A 23,076-nucleotide genomic window follows, 5' to 3' on the forward strand; every position below is an offset into this window, starting at 1 on the left:
CTCAGCCCTTGCCAGCTACAAATTTGGCAACGATGGCGCTGAAACTGGCCCTGTCCTTCTGATCAAGATGTGAACCATCGGGGCATTTGAAATCCTTGATGGCCGGATGGTTCTTGTCATACAGGATGGGCAGGTGGCTGTTGGCAAAGAAGACTTCCAGGAAACGGTCTTCAGGATACAACTGGTCATCTGCCTCCTTCACCAGACCGGTGGTCGGCATCTTGACAAACAGGACCTTGCCACCGCGCTTTTGTATGGTGTCGATATAGCCGCGTATCAACTGGCCGCCATACTGAAACTCTTCCTCGCTGGCGATGGGCATGGATTTGATTTTGTCACGGAAGCGCGTCTCTGCCCTGCCCTTCCCTGCACGCGGATTCCATTCCATACCCAGCTGTTTGGCGACGCGCGAATAATACACATCGGGCCACGGCAAACGGCTGTAATCAGCGAGTCGGGAACGGTCGGGCCGGGTGGTGATGTATTGGGAAGAACGCTTCCACGGCAGAATACGGTAACGCAAGGCAAACCAGGGATTGCTGCCATCAGAAAAGATGCTCAGGTTTTCATGGATGGCAGTCGTCAGTTTTTTCTCCAGCGTATCTGCCGAAAAATTCTGGGAGCGCAACTGCTGTTTTTCATATTCATCGACAAATACGCTGGCCGAACCAAAACTGCCCTGCCGCGCATTGGCCAGCGCACCGGAGGTGTAATCGATTAGTATGGTGCCGGTGACACGCGGGTCATCGGCCAGGTTTTTCAATACCGGCACAAACGAGCTGCCATCGATGGCCAGTTGTATAGCTTCCAGGCCTGTTCCCTGGCGCAAGGTATCCAGGTCCATGCCAAGTTGAAAACGGGATGTCCCTATCAGGGTCAGTGCCTGTGGCCCCAATTGACTGGCACGCGCACGTTCATGGCTCCAGCGTTCTTTGGAATCCAGTGCGGTGGGCAGGTAACCCAGGCTGCGCAGACTTAGTTCCATGGCGATGATAGCCGCCAGTGTCAGCAGCAGGATGAATGCAAAAATACGCTTCCAGGGATAGGCAGGCATGAGATCGCTAGAATTGAAAATAGAGAAAGGCGTTTTGCCCTGTCCCGGAAAACACAAACAGGGACAGCAGGCATAGACACAGCACGGTAATCTGCAAGGGCATAGCCAACCTTGCAAATAGTTTATCCAGGCTCATATCCCGCAAATAAGTGACGCCAACCACCACCATTGCCATCACGGCCAGTGCCAGGGCATGTGACCAGTCCAGGTATTCACCGGCATGGTGCTGCCCCAGCAAACCTGCACCTATGGCTTGTGCTTGCCCCAGCGAACCTGCCCGGAAAGGTATCCATGCCAGTGTCACCAGCACAAAGACCAGGCCCCGGCGCACGGACGGGGTAAGGTAAGCAGCAATCGCACGGCCTGTGCAGGCACGTTCGATGATGAGGAAACTGCCATGCAGGGCACCCCACAGCACAAACATCCAGGAGGCACCATGCCACAGGCCACCGATCAGCATGGTGGCGAACAGGGCCAGATAAGTCCGGCCCCAGCCATGGCGGTTGCCGCCGAGTGGAATATACAGATAATCCCGCAACCAGCTGGACAGGGAAATATGCCAGCGCCGCCAGAAATCGGAAAAACTGGTAGCGGTGTAGGGATAATTGAAATTTTCGGGGAAATAAAACCCCATGCTTTTCGCCAGGCCGATGGCGCACAGCGAATAGCCGCAGAAATCGAAATAAATCTGCCCTGAAAAACTGAAGATGGCACACCAGGTTTCCAGCACGCCATATTGTTCAGGGTGCGCATAGACTTCATTCACCAGCGGTGCAAACAGGGTGTCCGCCAGCACCAGCTTGCAGAACAGACCCAGCAAGAACAGGCAAAAGCCCCAACCGGCCTGATGCTGGTCTGGCATTACCGGCTTTTCCAGTTGCGGCATGAGGATGTTTGCCTTGACGATGGGGCCAGCCACCAGATGCGGGAAAAAACTGACGAACAGGGCATAGTCCTTGAGGCTATAGCGCGAAGTCAGCACTCCGCGATACACATCGACGGTATACGACAATGAAGCAAAGGTATAAAACGATATCCCTATGGGCAGGATGATGGAATGGTCGGCATGCACAAATTGCCAGCCCAGGGCGGCACACAGATCGGCATAGGTATCCAGCAAAAAATTGCCGTACTTAAAATAACTGAGCATACCCAGGTTGCAGACCAGGCTGATCAGCAAGAACAGCCGACGACGCACCAGCGAGGCCGATGCCGCAATGCGGTTTGCCAGCAGCCAGTCCACCAGCGTGGACAACATCAGCAGGATGACATACGGCGGGTTCCATGCGGCATAAAACACATAACTTGCCACCAGCAACATGCTCTTCCTGGCTGCCCATCCGGGCAATAGCCAGAACAGGCCATATACCGGAATAAAAAACAACAGGAAGGTAAATGAGTTAAACAGCATCAGCGGCCAGAGCGATCATGGTTTATCCAGAAGCTGGACAGTATAAATTACTGCTGCGCAAGTACTGACGAATACTTTAGCGGCAGTCACACGGCGTAGGTGAAAACTGCATAAAATTTACGCAACTGACAGCTGCCCGCACGCAATATGCAAATTTATTCTATAGTAGTTAGGTAAACAAGCATGATCAGGCCTTGTTTCCTACATCCCTGATTACCCCCTACCTGATGGAGACCTGCACAATGACTTCGTTGAACATCAACAGCAAAGATCATCAGCTCGATGCTGACCCTTCCACCCCTGTATTATGGGCCCTGCGCGATTCCCTTGGTCTGACTGGCACCAAGTTCGGCTGTGGCGCAGCCCTTTGTGGTGCCTGTACCGTGCATTTGAACGGCCAGGCCATACGTTCCTGCGTTACCCCCATATCTGCTGTTTCCGGCCAAAAAATCACCACCATAGAAGCAATGAGCCAGGACAAGGTCGGCAAAGCCGTACAGGCGGCCTGGGTCAAACACGACGTGGCGCAGTGCGGCTACTGTCAAAGTGGTCAGATCATGAGCGCGACCGCCTTGCTAAAAACCAACAAGAAGCCCAGCGACAGCGACATAGACAACGCCATGGCAGGCAATATCTGTCGCTGCGGTACCTATGTGCGGATACGCGCTGCAATTCATGATGCCGCATCCACCTTGGCTTAAATCAGGAGAACACCATGCATTTTGATTCCCGTTTGGCTGAGATGCCAAAGCATTTGCAATCCCTGATGCAACAGGCGTCGGCAGAAGACAAACCTGAGGCAAGTAGCCTCAGTCGCCGCAGTTTCCTGAAGATGGCGACCGCCAGCGGCTTTGCCCTTGGTTGCTACCCCATGCTGGCGATAGGCCAGGACAGTGCAGCCAAGGCCCCCGCGGGTTTGAAACCGACAGAACAGCCAGGCGCTTTCGTACAGATTGCCAAAGATGGCACAGTCACCGTCACCATCAATCGCCTGGAATTTGGTCAGGGTGTGCAAACTTCGCTGCCCCTGATACTGGCAGAAGAACTGGATGCCGACTGGTCGAAAGTCAAATACGCCAATGGCAATAATCACCCTGCCTATGTCGATCCGGCATTTGGCATGCATTTGACGGGTGGCTCGAATTCCATCGCCCATTCCTACACCCAGTACCGTGAGCTGGGCGCACGCACCCGTGCCATGCTGGTACAGGCAGCAGCCACGCAATGGAATGTTGATGCGGCATCTCTGCGTACAGAAAACGGCTTCGTCATTGGGCCTGGTGGCAAAAAACTGGGCTATGGTGACCTGGCTGAAGCGGCCATGAAATTGCCGGTACCAGAAAAAGTCGTCCTGAAAGATCCAAAAAGCTTTCGCCTGATAGGCAAACCCACAGGTCGCCTGGATGCCAAAGCCAAATCGACCGGTACCCAGGATTTTGGTATTGATACCCACCTGCCCGGCATGCTGACGGCCGTGGTTGCCCGGCCACCGGTATTTGGTGCCAAACTCAAGTCTTTGGATGACACGGCAGCCAAAGCCATCAAGGGCGTCAAGGCCGTGATACGCGTGCCGGTTGATCGCGGTGGTGAAGGTGTTGCCATTATTGCCACCGGCTATTGGCCAGCCAAGCAAGGGCGTGATGCCCTGAAGCTGGAATGGGATCTGGCTAGCGTTGAAAAAGTCGATAGCGTGAAACAGCTGGCCAGTTATAAAGAAATGGCCAAACAGCAAGGCGCATTGAAATATAACGACGATGTATCAAAAATCGCAACGGCGCCACACAAACTGAATGCAGAATTCAGTTTCCCTTACCTGGCGCATACGCCGATGGAACCATTGAACTGCACGGTAGCCATTAAAGGGGACAAGGCAGAATTGTGGATGGGCACGCAAATGCCTGGCCTCGACGGTTTCGCCGCATCAGCCGCACTTGGTCTGAAACCTGAAAATATCGCCGTCCATACCCAGATGGCGGGTGGCGGCTTTGGTCGTCGTGCCATTCCTACCAGCGATTATGTGGTGGAAGCCTGTGTCGTTGCCAAGGCAGCGGTAGCAGTTGGCCTGGATGCACCAGTGCGTACCTTGTGGAGCCGGGAAGACGACGTCAAGGGTGGTTACTATCGTCCCATGCATGTACACAGGGCAGATATCGGTTTTGATGCGCAGGGCAATATCCTGGGCTGGGATCATGTCATCGTCGGCCAGTCCATCGTCAGCGGCACACCATTCGAAGGCATGATGGTCAAAAATGGCGTTGATGCGACCGCAGTGGAGGGTATGAAAGAGCCGTATGAAATACCAATGCGCCTGTCTGTCCATCACCCGAAAATCAACGTGCCGGTCTTGTGGTGGCGCAGTGTGGGCTCTACCCATACCGCCTTCGTCATGGAAACCCTGCTCGATGAAATTGCCGCAACCACCAAGCAAGACCCGGTGGCCTATCGCCTGAAGCTGATGGGTGACAAGCATCCGCGACACAAAGCAGCCTTGCAACTGGCGGTGGAAAAATCCGGCTATGGCAAGAAAAAACTGCCCGCAGGCCGTGCCTATGGGGTCGCCGTGCATGAATCCTTCTCTTCCATCGTCGCCTATGTAGTGGAAGCATCCATGAAAAATGGTCAGCCCAAACTGCACAAGGTGACGGCTGGCGTGCATTGCAACCTGGCTGTCAATCCCAAAACCGTGGAAGCACAGGTGCAGGGTGCCGCCCTGATGGGCTTGTCGATGTGTCTGCCGGGCGCAGCCATCACACTCAAGGATGGTGTGGTTGAGCAAAGCAATTTCAGTGATTTTGTGGTGCCACGCATTACCGACATGCCACAAGTCGCTGTACACATCGTGCCAAATGCAGATGCACCTACCGGTATGGGTGAACCTGGGCTACCAGCTTTGGCACCGGCATTTGCCAATGCCATCGCCAGAGCGGGCGGCAAGCGCTGGCGTGAATTGCCGTTCAAGACAGCTTAATCCTCCAATGAAAAGCGGTATCTAATTTATAGATACCGCTTTTTTTATTTCTCCATCCTGCGATGACTTCAATAACCAGCGGTTATTCCGGCACACCATTGGCAAAGAAACTGGGTATCCAGAAGGGTAGCCAGGTCTACGTCAGACACGCGCCTGACAATTATCTGGACTTGCTGGCAGACTTGCCAGCCGATGTCGTCTTTGAGAAAAAATTGAGCGCAACAACTAATATCGTTCACCTGTTTACTGACCAGAAAGCAGTGTTGACCAAAGAGTTGAATGCCTATAAATCAAAGTTGCGCAGTGATGCCGCCATCTGGGTATCCTGGCCGAAAAAATCATCCAAAGTACCCACCGACATTACCGAAGACAGCATCAGGGAAGTTGCCCTGCCGCTTGGTTACGTCGACATCAAGGTCTGCGCCGTCAGCGACATATGGTCAGGATTGAAGATCGTGGTGCGTAAAGAACTGCGGGCCGCATGGCCAAATGCATAAGGCCTGCAAATTTGCAGGCCTTATGCGTTTCTCATCGTATTCCATCGCATTCCATCAAATTTCCATCACGTCAGCTCAATTCGATTCCTTGATCAGGCGTCCGGAATTTTTCTGTATGGGTCGTGCATTCATGGGATACAGACGGCTGAATATCAGCAACTGGTCGGGTGAGATTTCTACCGGCTCTTTCATGACCAGCCACAGTACACCTTCGCTGCAAGGCGGTGTCGTCAATGAACCCATGTAGGTAAAGTAATCACGCTTGACTGGCAGGATGTCGTTCAGGTCCATGGTAGTCAAAGCCTGCACCGGATCATTCTTTTCCAGCGGCAGATTATTCCACACCTGTTGTACCAGGCTATGCGCCTTGCCACGTTCTATCAATACCGCGACGACTGCCAGTTTGCCATCGGCATCCTTATGTACCAGATGGGCAACCATTTCAAAGCTCTTGCCATTCACGCGTTCTTCGGAAGGCTTGTGAAAATGGAATTGCACCAGCTCATAATTGTGGCCCAGCACATTGATGTAGTTACCTGCTCCCACATTCACCTGTATGGTGTGGCCATTATCCAGCACCGAAAAACGGCTGGGCTTGTAATCAAAGGCAATCGGGTCGAGATTGACCTTGATACCATCACGGATATCAATGGGGGACTGTCTTTCACCCACATCACATTTGGCATTGGCAGCGTTCAGCTTACCCCAGTTAAGTGGGCCGCCTTCGCCCTGGTAGCTCCAGTGTATATCTGCATGGCTGGCAGCCATGCCGCCAGCTGCAGCCGCAGAATTGGTGCCGCTGCCACCATTCGTACCATGGTCAATTTTTGGTTTTGCTGGTTCCGGTCTGCGTATCGGCGGCGCATAGGGGGAGCGTACAGCGGCTCTGGGTGCGGTGCGGGACGCAGAATCATCCTTTTCCTTGCGGATGACGCTCAGGCGGTCAGCAATGCGCGCCGCCAGTTCGTCAGCCGCCAGGGCTTCCTTGGCACGGGCAGCGGCTTCTTTGGCAGATTCCTTGCTTTCCTTGGCACTAGGTTTGCGTTCTTCCTTGGCAGATGCGGATGCCGACGCAGAGGCGGAAGCTGAACCAGACGCCTCTTCTTTTGCCGATGCCGGTTTGATAGGCTTGGATGGCGGCGGGTCGTTCGCGTGAACGGCCGCAGCCATCAGCATGGTAACAAGCAGAGCAAGATAGCGGCGCATAATTAGAATAAGTAACTGGCAGATACCTTAGTTACGGCAAGTCTCTTTGCAAACTTGAATTCCTGCTGGCAATTTGTGGTTTTCACCCCCTCAGACTGCCACTATCTCCACTTACCCCCCACTTACACGCCTTCCATGATAAACAGACGACCGATAGAATTGGCCTGTCGAATTGCCCTGGCCTTGTCATACTCAACCGAGTCATACCAGATCTGGGCCTCGCCCAGCGATGGAAATTCGACAATCACGGTGCGCCAGCCTTCATGATGCTGATCATCCCCGCCTTCTTTTTGCAGACGTGTTCCGCCACGTACCAGAAACTTGCCGCCGTACTGGTCTACGCTGGCGGTAGACAGTACGCGATACTCTGCATAGGGTTCCGGGTTAGTCACCTGAATTTCGGCAACGACATAAGCTTTACTCATATTAATCCTGATAAATGTGGTTAAGAAATTATTAGAGCGTCTGGATGCGGGCTTTTGCTGCCAGGTATTCAGATTTCAGACGTGCCACAACTTCTGCCACGGTCAGAACATCATCCATCAGGCCCACACCCTGGCCAGCGCCCCAGATATCGCGCCAGGCCTTGGCCTTGCTGCCACCACCGGAACCAAAATTCATCTGACTCTTGTCGGCTACCGGTAAATTATCCGGGTCCAGTCCCGCAGCAATGATGGATTTCTTGAGGTAATTGCCATGCACGCCGGTAAACAAATTGGTATAAACAATGTCTGCCGCTGCTGAATCAAGGATGGCTTGACGATAGGCTTCATCCACATTCGATTCAACCGTGGCCAGCCAGCGCGATCCTATATAGGCAAAATCGGCCCCCATTGCCTGCGCCGCCAGCACCGCATCACCCGTTGCGATCGAACCGGACAGGGCGATGGGGCCATCAAAGAAGCGCCGCACTTCGCCGACCAGGGCAAAGGGTGACAGGCCACCCGCATGGCCGCCGGCACCAGCAGCCACCAGGATCAGGCCATCGACCCCGGCTTCCAGCGCTTTTTGCGCATGACGTATCGAAATGACATCATGCAGGACGATGCCGCCATAACTGTGTATCGCATCCAGCATTTCAGGTGGCGGGGCACGCAGCGAAGAAATGATGATGGGGATTTGATGTTTGACGCAGACTTCAACATCATGCGCCAGCCTGTCATTCGATTGATGGACAATCTGATTGACGGCGATAGGCCCAATCAGCGCATCCGGATGGGCTTCCTGATGGGCCGCCAGATCGGCCTGCAATTCTGTCAGCCACACATCCAGCATTTCCGCCGGCCTGGCGTTCAGCGCCGGGAAAGAACCGACTATGCCCGCCTTGCATTGCGCCGCCACCAGTTTGGGGCCGCTGGCAATAAACAGCGGTGAACCGATGACGGGCAGGGTCAGATGTTGCAAAGCGGATGGCAGACGTGAGGCAGATTTTGAGACAGATTGTGATACTGAATGCAGTACAGGTGAATCTTGAGTCATAGTTGATATCCTCTAAGCTGAAGCACAGACAACAGATTTCTTGCATATATCCAGTATGATTTTACCGTGCTAATAAAAATCCTGTGGAGACACCATGACTTATCAATGTTTTGACTTCAGTATCAGCAATAAAATCGCGCATCTGCGCCTGAACCGGCCAGCCACACTGAATACCATGCACCCGGTATTTTTTCGTGAACTGACAGAAATCTTGCAGAACCTGCACAACCAGGCAACTGCCCGCGTGCTCATCATTTCTTCCACCGGCAAGCATTTCACTGCCGGCATGGCACTGGATGTATTCGCTGGTGGCGGTGTCACGCTGGATGACGCCAGTGCCGTTGGCCGTGCCAATATCGTCCTGGCGCTGAAGGACATGCATCACGTCTTCAACCTGATCGAATCGCTACGCATGCCAGTCATCACCGCCATCCACGGTGGCTGCATAGGCGGTGGGGTGGACATGATCTGTGCCAGCGACATCCGCCTGGCCAGCAGCGATGCCTTTTTCTGCATACAGGAAATCAACATAGGCATGACCGCCGACCTCGGCACCCTGCAACGCCTGCCCAAGCTGATCCCCGAAGGCATAGTCCACGAAATGGCCTACACCGGCCGCCGCCTGCCCGCCCAGCGCGCCCTTGCCGTTGGCCTGCTCAACGAAGTATTTGATACCCAGGACACCATGCTGGAAGCCGCCCTGCAAATGGCCACAGAAATCGCCGAAAAACCCCCAGTCGCTATCTGGGGCAGCAAACAGGCCATCCACTACGCCCGCGACCACAGCACCCACGACGCCCTGCAACAAATGGGCTGGCTACAATCCGGCATCTGGCAAAACAGCAACCTGATGGAAGCCTTTATGGCGAAACAGCAGGGCAGACCGACTGAGTATGCGGACCTGGCACCAGTCAGTTCGTTTTCTGAGGCTGCGTATAGTTTGAAGTAGGTGTATCAAATACAACGCAGGCAATATGACTATAGGTCGTATTGACGTTGCTTTTGAAGTTGCGGTTGCTTTTGACTTTTGCAGTTCCCATGTGTCGACGCCGTTTGTGCAGTACAGAAAATGGAAAAAGAAGAGCCGATGTTTGAGCCGCAGGCGAGTTTCGGATCTTCCCATTTTTTGTACTGCACAAACGGGAACCCCGCAGGGGCGGCGACGCCTGGGTCGCCTTTTTGGCATCCCTTTTTGGCGAAGCAAAAAGGGATGTAGCCGCCGGTCTACCACCGGCCAGCAATCGTCAATCGACGTATGTTGGTGTCGAAAATCGAATTATTCAAAACACCAACAATCTGAAATTAACTCACACAATAATTTACCAAAAACGCCACTAGATTCCAGCCAAAAGCATGCTGGAATGACGTCAAGAAAATTATTCGTATATCAAAGTATCCTAAGCTCGATTAAGCTCGAAAACGAAATCCATAAGCCCAATCATTCTCACCGTCCCCAAAACCACTGGCCTGCAATCGTCAATCGACGTATGCTGGTATTGAAATTAACAATGAGTAAATCACTTGACGACATGCTACGGACGCCACTGGATTCCAGCCCAAAGCATGCTGGAGCGCCAGCCCGGTGGAATGACGTCAAGAAGATTATTCGTGTATCAAAGTACCATAAGTTCGAATAAGCTCGTAAACGAAGTCCATAAGCCCAATCATTCTCACCGCCCCCAAAAAATGATTACAAGCGCTTGCACAATACCCGATTTTCATGCGCTTCCCCCTCCATGAAAAAACTGGTACCACCAACATCCACATACCCCAACCTGGCATAAAACTGCAAAGCTCTGACGTTATGCACCCACGGCGTCAACCACATCACATCCGCACCATGTTGCACAGCTGTAGCTTCTGCAACCCGCAAAAGCTGGCTACCCAACCCCATGTGAGTAAAAGGTTCTTGCACATACAGTCTGTCGAGTTCGGCAGGATGCGTGGCACCGACCAATTCCTGCCTGGTCTCCAGACCGATTTGAGAAAAAGCCAATAAATTCCCGTCACGTTCAGCGACATGAGTGAAGGTACCATCCCGGGCCAGCAAATCTGTAAAAGCAGATACAGAAAATGCATGCAGCACTTCTTTTGCGATAGCTGGCCGTATGCCTGTCGTCGCATAGGTATCTAAAAAAACCTGCATCGCCAACACACTCAGGCACAGCGCATCATCTTGCGTGGCAGGCCGAAATTGAATATCTGTATTCATGGGCAAATTTTATGCAGCAGTCTTGGTGACAGCCTCGATGTGATGACCATCAGGATCAATTAGAAATGCGGCGTAATAATTGTCGCCATAGTCCGGCCGCAAACCCGGGGCGCCGTTATCACTGCCACCTATAGCCAGCGCAGCAGCATGAAACTGATCGACTGCAACGCGTGATGTTGCGGTAAAAGCCAGGTGGAAACCGGAGCCAGGTGGACTGGCATCCGACCTGAGTTTCAGACACAAAATATCTTCATCGTCGTTCACACCATAGCCTATGGCGGTGTCGTCTTCAAACACGCGGCGGTAGGCCAGCGCACCAAGAGCGGCATCGTAAAATGCGCCAGCCAACGCGAGGTCGCGTACGCCAAGAGAAATATGATGCAACATGCTGAAAGCCCTGAATGATGAGTGAAAATACGGGAAAAATACTGATTGCGACTTGTTGCTGTTTGTTGCTGCTTGTTGCTGTTTTTTACTATCAGCGGGTGCTGATCAGCATGTCCCCATCCATCCTTGCTGCACCGGCACTCACCAGTTCATTGGCTAATTGCGGTATCAGGCTGCTTGCTTCCTGCTCCAGCAACCTGGCAGAAGAAGTAATCAGCCGTGTGCTGCCCAATTGCGCTAATGCGCCAGCGATGCTGATTTGACGGGCTTCCAGCAAGATGAAAGCCAGCATGACTTTGGCTGCGTTGCGGGCATTGCGCCGGGGATCTGCACGTAGATAATCCAGCCTTGATTCTGCCCTTTGCAGCGCGGCATCCACATCACCAAAGGCGGCACCGTGACCGGGAATGACGATACGCGGATGCAATTCACGTATGACTTGCAGTATGGCAGCCTGTTCGGCAAAACCTGATTCACCCTCCAGTTCAGGGAAGATCACGCCAAAGCCGTTTTCCCACAAGGCGTCGGCAGAAATCAGTATGCCTTCCTGCGGGCAATACAGGATCATGGAATGCGGATCATGCCCGGGCGCGGCCAGTACCTGCCAGTCCATGCCGCCCAGTTGCAGGCGGTCGCCATGCTGTATGGCGGCATCGAAACCGAAGCGCTCGCATTGCTGGCCGGTGGCGGCATAGCTGAGGGCATCTTCATCCCATGTGGCGACTGCGGCTGTCTCGGCGATGGGTATCAGGGTGCGACAGCCATAATGGCGCTGTAACAGGGCATTGCCGCCGCAATGGTCGGAATGCAGATGGGTATTCACCAACAAATCCAGCTTGCGTTCACCCAGGGCTTGCTGCACCAGCGCCAGTGTCTGCGGCGCGTGGATCAGGTAGCCACTGTCCACCAGTGCAGTTTGCTGTTCATCCATGAACAGGATGTTGTTCGAGGATAACCAGCCACGTTCAAAGACTTGCATGCCGGTGGGCAGAGCTATCATGTTTTCTCCGTTATCTTGCGCTGCAAGCCATACGGCATCTTGCGGGCTGCCAGCATGTCGGGTGAATTAAAGAAGTCATCGCCATTCAGGTAGGCCTGCAACATGTCGGTGCTATCCAGGCCCCAGAAACAGCGTCCATCCACGACTGTCGTTGGCACGCCAAATACATCAGCAGCAATTGCTTTTTCACCGTTGATCCTGAGCATCTGTTTGATGTCGGGCGTGTCCAGCATCGCTGGCATCACCTGCAATTCATCCAGCAGGGCTTGCCAGTGCCCGGTCTGGGTAGGCAGATGGCCCTCTTGCCAGACGAAGCTGAACAGGCGACGTACCACCGGCGCTGTAGACCCCAGCACCAGACAAAGGCGCAATACAGGCAGGGGGTTGAATGGGTGCTCGGGCAACATGCGCAGGCTGATGCCATGCTTGCGGGCCAGCCAGACGCAATGTTCAAAAGTCCATTGTCGTTTGGGCGGGATTTCTGCCGGGCCCTTGTTATCCCAGTGATTGAGCAGGCTGGCAAACAGGACAGGATGGTAATGCAGCCTGTCTGTCATCTGCGCGCGCATCAGCAGTTCATGCTGCAGGTAGGCGAAGGGAGAAATAAAATCAAAATACCAGTCCAGCTGTTTCATGATGTCTCCTCTGCCTGCTGATTCAGCCCACGATACTGAAAGCGCTAATCAGGGCAACATTCTTTGCTGTATCAAATCCCAGATTTCCAGCTTCTTATGATTATCCGCCTTGCTCCAGCAAATGATTTCGTCAATGCTGCGATAACAGCCACTGCATAGCGCAGTTTTTTCATCCATGCGGCAGATATTCACGCAAGGTGAAGGAACGGTCGCGCCGGGTGCCATGACAAACTGGGCCGGGTCAAATTCATGCAAAATAGTCATGCGCGCAAGGCCACGTCAACAACAGGGGCGCCTGTCATGTTTTTCAATTGTTCGGGCGTGAGCCTGAACACGGCATGCGGATGTCCAGCCGCCGCCCAGACATGGGAATATTGCAGCAGGTCCTGATCGATCAGCATCACAGTTTTTTCCAGGTGGCCGATCGGGCAGACACCGCCGATGGCATAACCGATTTTTTCTTTGACAAAACGGGCATCGGCTTTGCCCAGCGGGCCTACCAGAGCAGCGACCTTGTTTTCATCCACGCGATTGATGCCGCTGGCCACGACCATGACGGCAGCATTATCCTGTAGACGGCGGAAGACGATGGATTTGGCAATCTCGGCAACTTCGCAACCCAGACCGGCGGCGGCTTCAGCCGAGGTCTTGCCGGTTTCCGGCAACATGACGATGGCCTGGTCATGGCCCAGGCTTTCCAGCAGACGGGCAACACGCAGGGCGGTTTCAGGCAATTCGGGATGCTTGGACATGATGCAAAAAAAAAAGAAGCTAAAAACTGTTTATATCACAAGCCTTGAACCCATGCTGTCAGTCTGGTGACAAAGCCAGGGTCAGGCTTATGGAGGATGCTTAGAGAATACTTAGAGCGGGCCAAGATAGACCCAGGTCAGGTTGCCTGTCGGCTCAGACATACCATGCAGACAGCAGGTCTATGTATTCGAGCGGCACGTCAAAATATTTCATTCCGGCGCGGTATTCGCTACCACTGAGTATGGAGTAGATGCAGGTAGCCTTACAGACCACCTGGGTACGCTGGGAAGCATCACGTGGGCTGGGGACTTCCATCATCATCTGGTATATTTGTTTCTCCTTCAACAGTGCGCTGCACTGCATCTGTATGCCACTGACGGAAAAATTGACAATTTTGGCCGGTACGATTTTACCGGGGACCACCTGGATGGCACCGCGCCAGGTCACATTGGAGCGCGGATTGGTACGGGATTCACTCATACAAAAACGAAAAAGAAGTGCAAAGACATGTAGTCCAAAAATTGATATCAAGAAACGTCCATTGTACCGACTTCTGCCGGGCTTTGCCGACTTGCAACACGACGCCACAAAACTATTTATTGCTCGCCAGCCAGTCAATGACGCCCTGCCCCGCCTGCTTGCCGCTGGCCATGCATGCTGTTAGCAAATAGCCACCGGTCGGTGCCTCCCAATCCAGCATTTCGCCAGCAAAAAACAGGCCAGGATGTTGTTGTGCCATCAGGCTGGCAGACAGTCCTTCAAAACAGACACCGCCAGCGCTGCTGATGACTTCATCAATGGGGCGCACGGCGGTCAGTTTAAGCGGCAGGCATTTGATCGCCTGTGCCAGTAGCTGCGGCTGTTCAAAATCGAACTTTTGCAGGCATTCATGCAACAGGCTCATTTTTAATGCATCCAGCCTGAGTCTGCTTTTTAAATGGCTGGATAAAGAACGTGAACCACGCGGGTGCTGTATCTCGCTGATAACTTTTTGTAAAGGCGTATCCGGCAACAAATCCAGTTCCAGCACGGCCTGCCCGTTGGCATGCAACTGATCACGCAACGCCGCAGACAGGGCATACACCAGGCTACCTTCGACGCCAGTGGCAGTCATCACGAACTGGCCTTTGCGCATGGGCAAGCCACTGTCCTTTACCCTGGCGGCAACCGTCAGTAAGGGATGGCCGGCAAAGCGCTCCTGGAAAAATGTGGTCCAGCCCACATCGAAACCACAATTCGCCGCCAGCAAATCAGCAACGGCAATACCGCGCTGACGCAGGGTTTCAACCCAGGCACCGTCCGAACCGAGACGGGCCCAGCTACCACCACCGAGGGCCAGCACAACGGCACGCGCAGACCGCTGGGTTTCGCCTTCCGGCGTGGCGAACACCAGAGTCTGTGCATCACGCCATCCCAGCCAGCGATGACGCATATGAAACCGCACACCCTGCGTACGCAGGCGATGCAGCCATGCACGTAATAGCGGCGCGGCCTTCATGTCAACAGGGAAGACCCGGCCCGAGCTACCTACATAAGTCTCTATGCCCAAACCGGCAGCCCAGTTACGCAAGGCACTGGCGTCAAACTGGCTGATGATGGGCGAGAGGACGGCTTCGCGCCCGGCATACCGTGTCATGAAAGAGACAGAATCCTCCGAATGGGTCAGGTTCATTCCACCCTTGCCGGCCATCAAAAACTTGCGCCCTACCGAGGGCATGGCATCGTACAGACTGACGGCCAATCCCTGGCTGGCCAGGGTCTCGGCAGCCATCAGGCCAGCAGGCCCGCCACCAATGACGACCACTTCATCCGCGTTGTCATTTTGTGAATTATTTAAGTGCTTTTGCATAAGTTTGGTTCATAATATGATTTCATGTCATTTGTGCCAATTTTTGTTCATGGCCGAATGACGTGAATGCGGAATTGTCGCATTGATCGCCAGTTCCTGAAGTACCTGTCTGATATGACTGCCGTGCCACCCATGCACCCATACCTGTCTATGGTTAATCTGGATCGTACTACGCTTGATTTGGTCGTTGTCTGCATCAGTGTGATTTCCATGCTGGTCATGCTGGCTGTCTGGCGCATCAATCGCGGCATACCCGGCACGGGGGTATGGGCACTTGCAGCATCGATCACTGCGCCCGCCTTTCTGGTAATGCGGCTCATAGGTGTGACGGATGTTCCCAAAGCGCTGATTATTGCCGTTAATAATTCCCTGGCACTCACTACCGTCCTGCTGATGCTGGAAGGCACCTTGCGCTTTCGCGGCTATACATCGCCCCGACGCTGGCGTCTGGGTCTGATACTGATACCGCTCTTCGTCCTGCTGGCTTTCATCAACCGGGACGACATGATACGCCGTTACCTGTTTCATGATGCAATTGCAGCGACATTAATGCTGGCCAATGCCTACATACTCATCAGAAAAACCCGCGATCTCGAATTGCTCGCAGCAGGCATAGGCGCATTATCCATGTCTGGCATGGCGGCAGCCTTCATGCTGCGCTGGACTCTGGCATTTAGTGCTACCGACAATGCACAACTTGCCAGCCAGCCACTGCTGAATGTGGTGTACCTGATGCTGGTTTTGTGTGTGCTGAGCTGGACCTATGGCGTCAGTGTCTGCTGTAATTTGCGGGCGCAAAACAGCATACTGCAAATGGCACGCGAAGATGTGCTTACTGGTCTGCCCAACCGCAGGCACGTGGATGAAATACTTGAACGTGCCATCGCCATGAGCGCCCGCAACCAGCAAGGCTTTGGTTTTATTCTGATCGACCTGAACCACTTCAAGGCAGTCAACGACCGTTATGGCCATCAAGCCGGGGATCTGTTGTTGAAGGAAGTAGCAAAACGGCTCAAAAGTTTCTGCCGCCATGCCGACTTTGTTGGCCGCATTGGTGGTGATGAATTTGTAGCCATCACTTTTGGCATAAACCAGGAATCCCAGCTGGACCGCACTTTGCTGCGCCTGAAAAAAATGCTGGTCGGCCCCTGCACCATACAAGGCCATACGATAAATATTGAAGCAGCGCTGGGTTCGGCCATGTTTCCAACGGATGGGCGTACTGCCGACCGGCTGATGCAAGCCGCAGATCAGCGCATGTATCTGGACAAGTCAGTACCAGACAATGTCCTGGCGGCAGTCACGCAAAGAGCAGGCTTGTGATTCGTTTTGTGATTCGGCTTGTGATTCGGCCTGTCACCGAAGGCATAAAAAAACAGGCCAGAATAATTCCGGCCTGCTCTTCCTGTCTATGTGCAGCAACTTTCAAACCAGCTCATTTTGAGCCACTTATTTTGGTCACTTATTTTGACCAGTAGCGCAGGTAATGATTGCGAAAATCATTACCCGGTTCAAAGGTATTTTTCTGTCCACCGTCATAGGAAATATTCTGTGCCGTCACCAGATGGACGGATGAGCTGACGAAGCCACTTGGTTCCGCACCAGAAAACGCACGGTTGAGTTCATCCACTAACTGCCAGGCATGCATGGACAATGGCTCAGGTACGGTAGCGGTCTGCAAACTGTTGGCACGAATGCGTTTGTAAGCAGTAGGTGAACCGTCACCGGCGGCTACACCGACCAGTTTGTTACTGGCGATCAATGCTGCCGTAGCCGGCACTTCAAGCAGGTCAAAATAGAAATCGATGGCACCAATCGCGTGCGTCCACTTGCTGCCATGGCGTTTGACGAGGTTTTCAACCACGCCTTTCATTTTGATATGGGCATCAATCAGCGGCACATCTTCCACACTCAGCAATTTGCAACCTTCACATTGCTTGATGGTTTCCACAATGGCAGCAGACTTGGCATGCAGGTAAGGATTGCTGGAATCGGTGAACACCACGATGCCAGCCTTGTTGTTGGAATCAACCACGGTATACAGTGCAGCAACCTGTGCTACCTCTTTTGGATTGGTAGCGATATTCGTGAACAGACCATCCGTCGGACCACTCTTGGTGGAAGCGTGCCAGCCGACCACTGGTATCTTGGCCTTGGCCGCAGCCGCCATGCCCTTGGCCTGAGTACTGACGTCCACGCCTGCCATGATGATACCATCAGCCTTCATGTCCAGTGCCTGGGCAACGATGGCTGAACCCTGGTTGCAACGGCCACGGCAGTCGATAGGCAGGGTTTCCCAGCCACCGCTGGCACTGGCTTCACGCACACTGGCAAATACGGCAGCCGTACCCGGATCGCTAAGATCGGCGGCAATGAAAATAATCTTCTTTTTCTTTTGTAGTCGGGGCCCGTCGGTCGGACCTTCCCAATGATTCTTCAGGGAAGCAGCGCGTGCCACTTTGGCATTTGCCTTGCTAAGAAATTGCATGGGATTATCCTGGGCAAAAGCACCAGAAATAAAGCTGAACATAACAAACAACGCGGTCAAGCACTTACTTTGAGTAGCAGTCATGATTCTCGGCTGGTCAGGTTAGAAATGGGCCTGTATGTACAAATACAGAACTTATTTTTGGTTTTGAAACAAATTCTTACATATCTGCGATGATTATTGCAGAAAAATGCATCAAGTAAATAGAGTTTCGGTACCAACCTACCAGCGACGAATTTTTATTACATTAATTATTTATTTTCAAAATATAATTTTCCAATTAAAAATATTTCCAAAAGAAAATATCATTCCATCAAGCAATGATATTTGCCCTACGCCAATAAACAACACTAATACCTCACTTTTTCAGTCCCAACGCACCTCGCCGGAGCCCATACGATCAACATTACGCTTGCCAGGATTGCCAAAAACGTGCACGTCACCGCTGCCCGTCAACTTCAAGCGGGCTTCCTGGCTGGCAAATACCTTGGCGCTGGACGATCCCACGGCATTGACAAATACCTGAGTGCTTTTCAGTGCAACAGCATTCAAATCGCCTGAACCGTTTAGTCTGGCATTCAGTAATCTGGACTGCCCCTTGATGACACTGTCACCCGAGCCATTAATGCTGAGGTCAATCGTGTCGCTATTGCCCAGGTTTAAATTCAGGTTGCCACTGCCGTGCAGGCCGGCATTGACTTGCTGGAAATCGCCATCAAAGTTGACATCGCCAGAACCATTCAAGGAGATTTCCATTTTATTGCCACGAAAGCCTTTAATACTGGCATCGCCACTGCCCGATAGTTGTAGTTTTTCCAGATTGGGCAAACTCAGTTCCACCTTGGTCTGTTCGGTCTTGCCTATGGAAATATAAATGCCACGGGTACCGATGTGCAAGGTATTGCCTTCGATGGTGGTGGTAATGCGGGATACCAGCTTGGCATCGCCCCTGATCAGCATCTCTGGTGTGTTGGCCTGTTTCAGTATCAAATCTACTGGACCATGCAAGACGACGTTTACCACTGCGGCATTCACAGGGCGCACTTCACTGGCGGCTGATCCACCACTGGCCATGGCCACATTGGCAGCATGGGCTTTGATGAATACAACCGATGCGCCTGTCAATATGACGGACAAGGCCAGCATGCCTGCACCGGTACGAATAATGTTTTTCATCTTGTTCTCCTGATGTTGAAGCGATATTTATTGATAATAATTCTTGATAGACACTCAGGCCGGACGGACCAAATGCAGTTGCAACAGATTCCAGCGCAGGTAATTCCGGACACCGATGAAGGTGTATTTGGTCATGAACATGCTCAACATCAATAACAGTACAGAACCTATGATCATGCCGATTCCCATCAGGGCCTTGCTGACATGAAAATGATTACCCACTTCAATATGCAATTCTTTTTTGCCAGCTTCCACCGCGCTAGCGGGCAGACTGCCAGCAGCAGTGTTGCTATCGACCTTGATGAAACCGGCGGCTTCGGCAACTTCGGTGTCAGGACTGGCTTTTTCTCCATCAATCAAAATGCCTGATTCAGTAATATCCACGCGCACGTTCTCATGTTGCAGATTACTCATGACTTTGTGATGACCGTGCCTGATCGCATGATGGCTTTGGTAAGGCACATCAATGCTGAAGTGATCAACACCGGACAGGCTGGCAGCAGTCACGCCTATGCCAGCCACATACAGGCTCAGGGCGACGACATAGCTGGAACACAACAGGCTGAAATACGCGACCGCCGGTATGAACATGAAAAGATTGAACACCATCAGACCGATCAAGGCCACCAGCCAGCTGGCGATATTGCCGATAGTGAAATTATGTTTCAGTGCCTGGTAGTGGTTACTGGCTTTTTTGCGGGCGGCAACCAGTTCCGGTTTGGGCAGGCTGGCAACGGCTTCTTCTTCCGACTTGCCGGATGCGATGGCATCGGCCAAGCTGGCTTCAGTTTCCCGGATGGTTTCCTGTATCAATGTTGCTGGCAAACCATCGAGTGCCTGGCGCAGGACCTGTAGGTATTCAGTCTTGTTCATGGATTTCTCCCTGTTTTTTTGATTGCGTAGGGTAAGAATAAGCAATGCCAGAGAGCAAAACCATCGCCATGCGACAGTGCGTGCATTCGGGGGGATGAAATGCAAAAGTCAGGGACAGGCCGCAGCGGCTGTCGTGCGCTTTATACAGTATGTTGGACTGAAACACCCCATGAATGGGGCGGGTTTTATATTTTCAGCAAGACTTGTTTGTTTCGTCAGTCTATGTGTTTTGCAAGATGATGGCTCAGCCATCTTGTCAGCCTTTCGGTATTTTCACCCAGCATATGCAAGCCCAGACGACTGCGACGCCATAAGATATCTTCGGTCGTGCGCGCCCATTCATGGCGTATCAGATATTCCACTTCGGCAACATACAGTCCAGGCAGCAACATGTCACCCATGTCTGACAAGGATTGCCGGTTCTTGAGCAGGACATGGATACGGGTGCCGTAGGCATGCGCAAATCTTTCTGTCAGATGCGGGGGCAGCCACGCATATTGCTGCTGGCAATGCTGAATAAAAACAGGAAACTCAAGCACCGCCTGATTTTGCGGCAAGGCACCCAGAATGTCGCCGCCAGGCAAACAGGCATGTTCCGTCCAGTCTGCATTGGCATTGTTGAGCAAGGGCACCAGTTGCTCCAGCGCTTCTTCTGCCAGCTTGCGGTAGGTGGTGATTTTGCCACCGTAGACATTCAATAGCGGTGGTCCATCGGTATCCAGTTCCAGCCGGTAATCACGGGTCAGTGCCGCTGCTTTTTCCTTGCCACCGATATGTGGCTCTTCCACCAGCGGCCGCACGCCGGAATACGACCACACCACGTCGGCAGGCGTAATCAGTTGGGTGAAATACTGCCCGGCCAGCTCGCACAGATATGCGATTTCCTGTTCGGTAATGGCAACCTGATCCAGGGAACCGGTGTAATCGAGGTCGGTCGTCCCTATCAGGGTAAAGTTTTGTTCATAAGGAATCGCAAACACGATGCGACCATCCGGATGCTGGAAGATATAGGCATACGGATGATGGAACAGGCGACGCACCACGATATGGCTGCCCTTGATCAGCCTCAGGGTTTTTGTTGTCCCCTGATGCAGCAATTTATGCAGTACATTCACCGCCCATGGTCCGCTGGCATTCACCAGACTACGGCTTTTGACAGTCAACTGGCTACCATCGGCTTTCTGCAATTGCACCAGCCAATGCTGGTCTTCTCTTTTTGCTGATAGACAAGTGGTACGGGTCATGATGCGCGCACCTTTTTCTGCCGCATCCATGGCATTCAAGACTACCAGTCGTGCATCATTCACCCAGGCATCGGAATAGGCAAACCCGCGTCTGAAGTCTGCCTGCAGGGGCTTGCCGGTAATATGCGTACGCAAATTCAGGCTTTCAGCCCCGGGTAATAATTCTCGCCTGGCCAGGTGATCATATAAAAACAGGCCAGCCCGTATCATCCAGGCTGGTCTTTGGCCACGCGCATGCGGCATGACAAAACGCAGGGGGCTGATGATATGCGGCGCAGACCGCATCAACACTTCGCGTTCCAGCAGGGCCTTGCGCACCAGGCCAAATTCATAGTATTCAAGATAGCGCAGGCCGCCGTGTATCAGCTTGGTGGAGGCTGACGAGGTATGGGCAGCCAGGTCATCTTTTTCACACAAGAGTACGCTCAGTTTTCGTCCGGCTGCATCGCGGGCAATGCCGGTGCCATTGATACCGCCACCTATCACCAGCACATCCACTTCGGCCATCGGCACTGTCATCTGCACTGTCAACTTCTCTGTCGTCTGCACTGTCATCTACGGTATGCCATTCATTTCCTGACCAGTTGATTTGGCAACCAGCCTATGCCATTTGCATGCAGGCTTTGTATGTAGAGCCGGTCTGCGGTTTCGGTGACGCCTGTGGTTTCAGGATACTGGCCGGACGGGTCTTGCAAATCCACCAGGATCTTGCCGCCTTCATTGAAGGCCAGTACATGGCCATAGGCAGGCGGCACCGGCCACAAGGCGCGCGGCAGTCGCAGGGTAATGCTGCGTAGCCAGGGTTTTTCAGCCATGCTGTCTATCGCCGCACCACGCGGCTTGGCCAGACCCAACCAGATACGGCCATCACGCCCGCGCATGAGATTATCGGGATAACCGGGCAAGTCACGTAACAAAATGCTTGCCAGTTTTTTATCCGGCTTGCGTTTCAGGTTCAACTGGCTGGCCTGGATGGATATTTTCCAGATGCGGTATTCACCGGTTTCGGCAACGATAAGCTGCTGTTCATCTTCACTCAGCACCAGGCCATTGGCAAAACACATTCCTTCCGCCACGACGCGTGTCTGTTTGCTGGCGGGGTCATATTCCAGCACGCGTCCGGTAGAGGAATGCTCGAGAATATCAAGCACGCTGGCGTGAAAGGTGCCACCCGATTCACGCGCACCAAAACGTTGTGAGGCATCGGTAAAATACATCTTGCCGGATTTGGCGACCACCACGGCATCCGCATACAGGATAGGGCTGTCGCCGACCTTGTCAGCCAGCACCGTTATCTGCCGGTCAGGCGCAATCGACAACAGACCACGGAAGGCATCTGCAGCAATCATGTTACCGGCCGCATCAAACATGAATCCCAACACCCGGCCACCGGTATTTACCCAGACTTCACGCTGGCTGCCATCGGGCTGCATGCGCAAAATCGCGCCAGAGGTGACGGCGGCATACAGACGCCCGTCCGGCCCCATGGCGATATGTTCCGGCCCGGTTTCATCACCGATGGCTATGGTTTTCAGGGCTGCCAGTTTTTCATTGCGTGCATGTGGCGGCGAATACCCAGTAAATGGCGTGGCTTGCCAGGCAACCGGATTGATAGGCACGGGGGCCAGCAGCAGATAGGCCAGCACAGCAGCCAGCAAGGCCAACAGAGTCAGGACGAGACGGATTATCCACTTCTTCAACTTTATCTCCTCATAGATGCAGCGCTGCAAGAAACACCGAAACACAGACAGCAAACACACAGGCACGGCCAGCACTACATGAACACAGCACGTATTTTGCACTGTCTGAATATGCATTTGACATTTATTTTTGCAAATGTGGGC

The 23,076-nt window shown here is 53.1% G+C and carries 24 protein-coding genes; 6 read left to right on the forward strand and 18 right to left on the reverse strand.

What is annotated here, in order from left to right:
- Position 1: 1 nt before the first annotated feature.
- On the reverse strand, positions 2 to 1,054 hold the full coding sequence (locus tag ACO0LK_RS18370; protein ID WP_422977557.1) for a hypothetical protein: 1,053 nt from the start codon (positions 1,052 to 1,054) through the stop codon (positions 2 to 4).
- 7 nt (positions 1,055 to 1,061) lie between these two features.
- Positions 1,062 to 2,465: an MBOAT family O-acyltransferase gene (locus tag ACO0LK_RS18375; RefSeq protein ID WP_422977559.1), complete on the reverse strand. Its 1,404-nt coding sequence runs from the start codon at positions 2,463 to 2,465 to the stop codon at positions 1,062 to 1,064.
- Positions 2,466 to 2,707: 242 nt separating this feature from the next.
- Between ACO0LK_RS18375 and ACO0LK_RS18380 the strand changes: the two genes are divergently transcribed.
- The 3 genes from ACO0LK_RS18380 (at position 2,708) to ACO0LK_RS18390 (ending at position 5,930) form a co-directional block, all read left to right on the forward strand.
- Positions 2,708 to 3,166 (forward strand): (2Fe-2S)-binding protein, encoded by a 459-nt coding sequence (locus tag ACO0LK_RS18380; protein WP_422977561.1) that lies wholly within the window; start codon positions 2,708 to 2,710, stop codon positions 3,164 to 3,166.
- A 14-nt stretch (positions 3,167 to 3,180) separates the two neighbouring features.
- Positions 3,181 to 5,433 carry a molybdopterin cofactor-binding domain-containing protein gene (locus tag ACO0LK_RS18385; RefSeq protein WP_422977563.1) on the forward strand — a complete coding sequence of 751 codons (2,253 nt, stop codon included), beginning with the start codon at positions 3,181 to 3,183 and terminating at the stop codon, positions 5,431 to 5,433.
- 62 nt (positions 5,434 to 5,495) lie between these two features.
- Entirely contained in the window at positions 5,496 to 5,930 is a 435-nt protein-coding gene (locus ACO0LK_RS18390; RefSeq protein ID WP_422977565.1) for a DUF3052 domain-containing protein, read from the forward strand.
- A gap of 75 nt (positions 5,931 to 6,005) precedes the next feature.
- Here the strand turns inward: ACO0LK_RS18390 and ACO0LK_RS18395 are convergent, their stop codons facing one another.
- The 3 genes from ACO0LK_RS18395 to ACO0LK_RS18405 form a co-directional block, all read right to left on the reverse strand.
- Positions 6,006 to 7,136, reverse strand: coding sequence for a carbonic anhydrase (locus tag ACO0LK_RS18395; protein WP_422977567.1), 1,131 nt, complete (start codon positions 7,134 to 7,136; stop codon positions 6,006 to 6,008).
- Between the two features lie 122 nt (positions 7,137 to 7,258).
- Positions 7,259 to 7,561, reverse strand: coding sequence for a DUF1330 domain-containing protein (locus ACO0LK_RS18400; protein ID WP_422977569.1), 303 nt, complete (start codon positions 7,559 to 7,561; stop codon positions 7,259 to 7,261).
- Between the two features lie 31 nt (positions 7,562 to 7,592).
- Positions 7,593 to 8,615 carry an NAD(P)H-dependent flavin oxidoreductase gene (locus tag ACO0LK_RS18405; protein ID WP_422977570.1) on the reverse strand — a complete coding sequence of 341 codons (1,023 nt, stop codon included), beginning with the start codon at positions 8,613 to 8,615 and terminating at the stop codon, positions 7,593 to 7,595.
- A gap of 94 nt (positions 8,616 to 8,709) precedes the next feature.
- On the opposite strand from ACO0LK_RS18405, the gene ACO0LK_RS18410 reads away from it, so the two are divergent.
- Together ACO0LK_RS18410 and ACO0LK_RS18415 are read left to right on the forward strand one after the other, a co-directional pair.
- Entirely contained in the window at positions 8,710 to 9,564 is an 855-nt protein-coding gene (locus ACO0LK_RS18410) for an enoyl-CoA hydratase-related protein (protein ID WP_422977572.1), read from the forward strand.
- 25 nt (positions 9,565 to 9,589) lie between these two features.
- Positions 9,590 to 10,252 (forward strand): hypothetical protein, encoded by a 663-nt coding sequence (locus tag ACO0LK_RS18415; RefSeq protein WP_422977574.1) that lies wholly within the window; start codon positions 9,590 to 9,592, stop codon positions 10,250 to 10,252.
- 53 nt (positions 10,253 to 10,305) lie between these two features.
- Here the strand turns inward: ACO0LK_RS18415 and ACO0LK_RS18420 are convergent, their stop codons facing one another.
- The 8 genes from ACO0LK_RS18420 to ACO0LK_RS18455 form a co-directional block, all read right to left on the reverse strand.
- Positions 10,306 to 10,827 (reverse strand): GNAT family N-acetyltransferase, encoded by a 522-nt coding sequence (locus ACO0LK_RS18420; protein WP_422977576.1) that lies wholly within the window; start codon positions 10,825 to 10,827, stop codon positions 10,306 to 10,308.
- 9 nt (positions 10,828 to 10,836) lie between these two features.
- A complete protein-coding gene (locus ACO0LK_RS18425) occupies positions 10,837 to 11,214 on the reverse strand; it encodes a VOC family protein (RefSeq protein ID WP_422977578.1) in 378 nt (125 codons plus the stop codon).
- A 91-nt stretch (positions 11,215 to 11,305) separates the two neighbouring features.
- A complete protein-coding gene (locus ACO0LK_RS18430; RefSeq protein ID WP_422977580.1) occupies positions 11,306 to 12,214 on the reverse strand; it encodes an MBL fold metallo-hydrolase in 909 nt (302 codons plus the stop codon).
- Positions 12,211 to 12,849 carry a 2-hydroxychromene-2-carboxylate isomerase gene (locus ACO0LK_RS18435; RefSeq protein WP_422977582.1) on the reverse strand — a complete coding sequence of 213 codons (639 nt, stop codon included), beginning with the start codon at positions 12,847 to 12,849 and terminating at the stop codon, positions 12,211 to 12,213. Before ACO0LK_RS18435 ends, ACO0LK_RS18430 begins: the two co-directional genes overlap by 4 nt.
- A gap of 48 nt (positions 12,850 to 12,897) precedes the next feature.
- Entirely contained in the window at positions 12,898 to 13,113 is a 216-nt protein-coding gene (locus ACO0LK_RS18440) for a DUF1289 domain-containing protein (protein WP_230412366.1), read from the reverse strand.
- Positions 13,110 to 13,601, reverse strand: coding sequence for a YbaK/EbsC family protein (locus tag ACO0LK_RS18445; RefSeq protein WP_422977584.1), 492 nt, complete (start codon positions 13,599 to 13,601; stop codon positions 13,110 to 13,112). The genes ACO0LK_RS18440 and ACO0LK_RS18445 overlap by 4 nt, the downstream gene beginning before the upstream one ends.
- Positions 13,602 to 13,755: 154 nt before the next feature.
- Positions 13,756 to 14,082: a hypothetical protein gene (locus tag ACO0LK_RS18450; protein ID WP_422977586.1), complete on the reverse strand. Its 327-nt coding sequence runs from the start codon at positions 14,080 to 14,082 to the stop codon at positions 13,756 to 13,758.
- A 112-nt stretch (positions 14,083 to 14,194) separates the two neighbouring features.
- Complete coding sequence (locus tag ACO0LK_RS18455) at positions 14,195 to 15,451, reverse strand: TIGR03862 family flavoprotein (RefSeq protein WP_422977588.1); 1,257 nt, start codon at positions 15,449 to 15,451, stop codon at positions 14,195 to 14,197.
- 66 nt (positions 15,452 to 15,517) lie between these two features.
- Here ACO0LK_RS18455 and ACO0LK_RS18460 point away from each other — a divergent pair, with 66 nt between their 5' ends.
- Entirely contained in the window at positions 15,518 to 16,774 is a 1,257-nt protein-coding gene (locus tag ACO0LK_RS18460; RefSeq protein ID WP_422977590.1) for a diguanylate cyclase domain-containing protein, read from the forward strand.
- Between the two features lie 139 nt (positions 16,775 to 16,913).
- Here the strand turns inward: ACO0LK_RS18460 and ACO0LK_RS18465 are convergent, their stop codons facing one another.
- The 5 genes from ACO0LK_RS18465 to ACO0LK_RS18485 all read right to left on the reverse strand — a co-directional run bounded on the left by ACO0LK_RS18465 (position 16,914) and on the right by ACO0LK_RS18485 (position 22,932).
- Positions 16,914 to 17,939, reverse strand: a complete 1,026-nt coding sequence (locus ACO0LK_RS18465; RefSeq protein WP_422977592.1) for a substrate-binding domain-containing protein — start codon at positions 17,937 to 17,939, stop codon at positions 16,914 to 16,916.
- Between the two features lie 366 nt (positions 17,940 to 18,305).
- The gene (locus ACO0LK_RS18470; protein ID WP_422977594.1) at positions 18,306 to 19,115 is read right to left on the reverse strand and encodes a head GIN domain-containing protein; all 810 of its coding nucleotides are present in this window, start codon (positions 19,113 to 19,115) and stop codon (positions 18,306 to 18,308) included.
- Positions 19,116 to 19,169: 54 nt separating this feature from the next.
- A complete protein-coding gene (locus ACO0LK_RS18475) occupies positions 19,170 to 19,988 on the reverse strand; it encodes a DUF1700 domain-containing protein (RefSeq protein WP_422977595.1) in 819 nt (272 codons plus the stop codon).
- 215 nt (positions 19,989 to 20,203) lie between these two features.
- On the reverse strand, positions 20,204 to 21,787 hold the full coding sequence (glpD, locus tag ACO0LK_RS18480) for a glycerol-3-phosphate dehydrogenase (protein ID WP_422977597.1): 1,584 nt from the start codon (positions 21,785 to 21,787) through the stop codon (positions 20,204 to 20,206).
- A gap of 14 nt (positions 21,788 to 21,801) precedes the next feature.
- Positions 21,802 to 22,932: an SMP-30/gluconolactonase/LRE family protein gene (locus tag ACO0LK_RS18485; protein ID WP_422977599.1), complete on the reverse strand. Its 1,131-nt coding sequence runs from the start codon at positions 22,930 to 22,932 to the stop codon at positions 21,802 to 21,804.
- Positions 22,933 to 23,076: the final 144 nt, after the last annotated feature.

It is taken from the genome of Undibacterium sp. Ji49W, from assembly GCF_049340205.1.
In the GTDB taxonomy this organism is placed as follows: domain Bacteria; phylum Pseudomonadota; class Gammaproteobacteria; order Burkholderiales; family Burkholderiaceae_D; genus Undibacterium.

Bases quoted from the DNA above. Each gene is read 5' to 3' on its own strand.
- ACO0LK_RS18370 (WP_422977557.1), bottom strand. From the start codon at position 1,054: ATGCCTGCCTATCCCTGGAAGCGTATTTTTGCATTCATCCTGCTGCTG.
- ACO0LK_RS18375 (WP_422977559.1), bottom strand. From the start codon at position 2,465: ATGCTGTTTAACTCATTTACCTTCCTGTTGTTTTTTATTCCGGTATAT.
- ACO0LK_RS18380 (WP_422977561.1), top strand. From the start codon at position 2,708: ATGACTTCGTTGAACATCAACAGCAAAGATCATCAGCTCGATGCTGAC.
- ACO0LK_RS18385 (WP_422977563.1), top strand. From the start codon at position 3,181: ATGCATTTTGATTCCCGTTTGGCTGAGATGCCAAAGCATTTGCAATCC.
- ACO0LK_RS18390 (WP_422977565.1), top strand. From the start codon at position 5,496: ATGACTTCAATAACCAGCGGTTATTCCGGCACACCATTGGCAAAGAAA.
- ACO0LK_RS18395 (WP_422977567.1), bottom strand. From the start codon at position 7,136: ATGCGCCGCTATCTTGCTCTGCTTGTTACCATGCTGATGGCTGCGGCC.
- ACO0LK_RS18400 (WP_422977569.1), bottom strand. From the start codon at position 7,561: ATGAGTAAAGCTTATGTCGTTGCCGAAATTCAGGTGACTAACCCGGAA.
- ACO0LK_RS18405 (WP_422977570.1), bottom strand. From the start codon at position 8,615: ATGACTCAAGATTCACCTGTACTGCATTCAGTATCACAATCTGTCTCA.
- ACO0LK_RS18410 (WP_422977572.1), top strand. From the start codon at position 8,710: ATGACTTATCAATGTTTTGACTTCAGTATCAGCAATAAAATCGCGCAT.
- ACO0LK_RS18415 (WP_422977574.1), top strand. From the start codon at position 9,590: ATGACTATAGGTCGTATTGACGTTGCTTTTGAAGTTGCGGTTGCTTTT.
- ACO0LK_RS18420 (WP_422977576.1), bottom strand. From the start codon at position 10,827: ATGAATACAGATATTCAATTTCGGCCTGCCACGCAAGATGATGCGCTG.
- ACO0LK_RS18425 (WP_422977578.1), bottom strand. From the start codon at position 11,214: ATGTTGCATCATATTTCTCTTGGCGTACGCGACCTCGCGTTGGCTGGC.
- ACO0LK_RS18430 (WP_422977580.1), bottom strand. From the start codon at position 12,214: ATGATAGCTCTGCCCACCGGCATGCAAGTCTTTGAACGTGGCTGGTTA.
- ACO0LK_RS18435 (WP_422977582.1), bottom strand. From the start codon at position 12,849: ATGAAACAGCTGGACTGGTATTTTGATTTTATTTCTCCCTTCGCCTAC.
- ACO0LK_RS18440 (WP_230412366.1), bottom strand. From the start codon at position 13,113: ATGACTATTTTGCATGAATTTGACCCGGCCCAGTTTGTCATGGCACCC.
- ACO0LK_RS18445 (WP_422977584.1), bottom strand. From the start codon at position 13,601: ATGTCCAAGCATCCCGAATTGCCTGAAACCGCCCTGCGTGTTGCCCGT.
- ACO0LK_RS18450 (WP_422977586.1), bottom strand. From the start codon at position 14,082: ATGAGTGAATCCCGTACCAATCCGCGCTCCAATGTGACCTGGCGCGGT.
- ACO0LK_RS18455 (WP_422977588.1), bottom strand. From the start codon at position 15,451: ATGCAAAAGCACTTAAATAATTCACAAAATGACAACGCGGATGAAGTG.
- ACO0LK_RS18460 (WP_422977590.1), top strand. From the start codon at position 15,518: ATGCGGAATTGTCGCATTGATCGCCAGTTCCTGAAGTACCTGTCTGAT.
- ACO0LK_RS18465 (WP_422977592.1), bottom strand. From the start codon at position 17,939: ATGCAATTTCTTAGCAAGGCAAATGCCAAAGTGGCACGCGCTGCTTCC.
- ACO0LK_RS18470 (WP_422977594.1), bottom strand. From the start codon at position 19,115: ATGAAAAACATTATTCGTACCGGTGCAGGCATGCTGGCCTTGTCCGTC.
- ACO0LK_RS18475 (WP_422977595.1), bottom strand. From the start codon at position 19,988: ATGAACAAGACTGAATACCTACAGGTCCTGCGCCAGGCACTCGATGGT.
- glpD (WP_422977597.1), bottom strand. From the start codon at position 21,787: ATGACAGTGCAGACGACAGAGAAGTTGACAGTGCAGATGACAGTGCCG.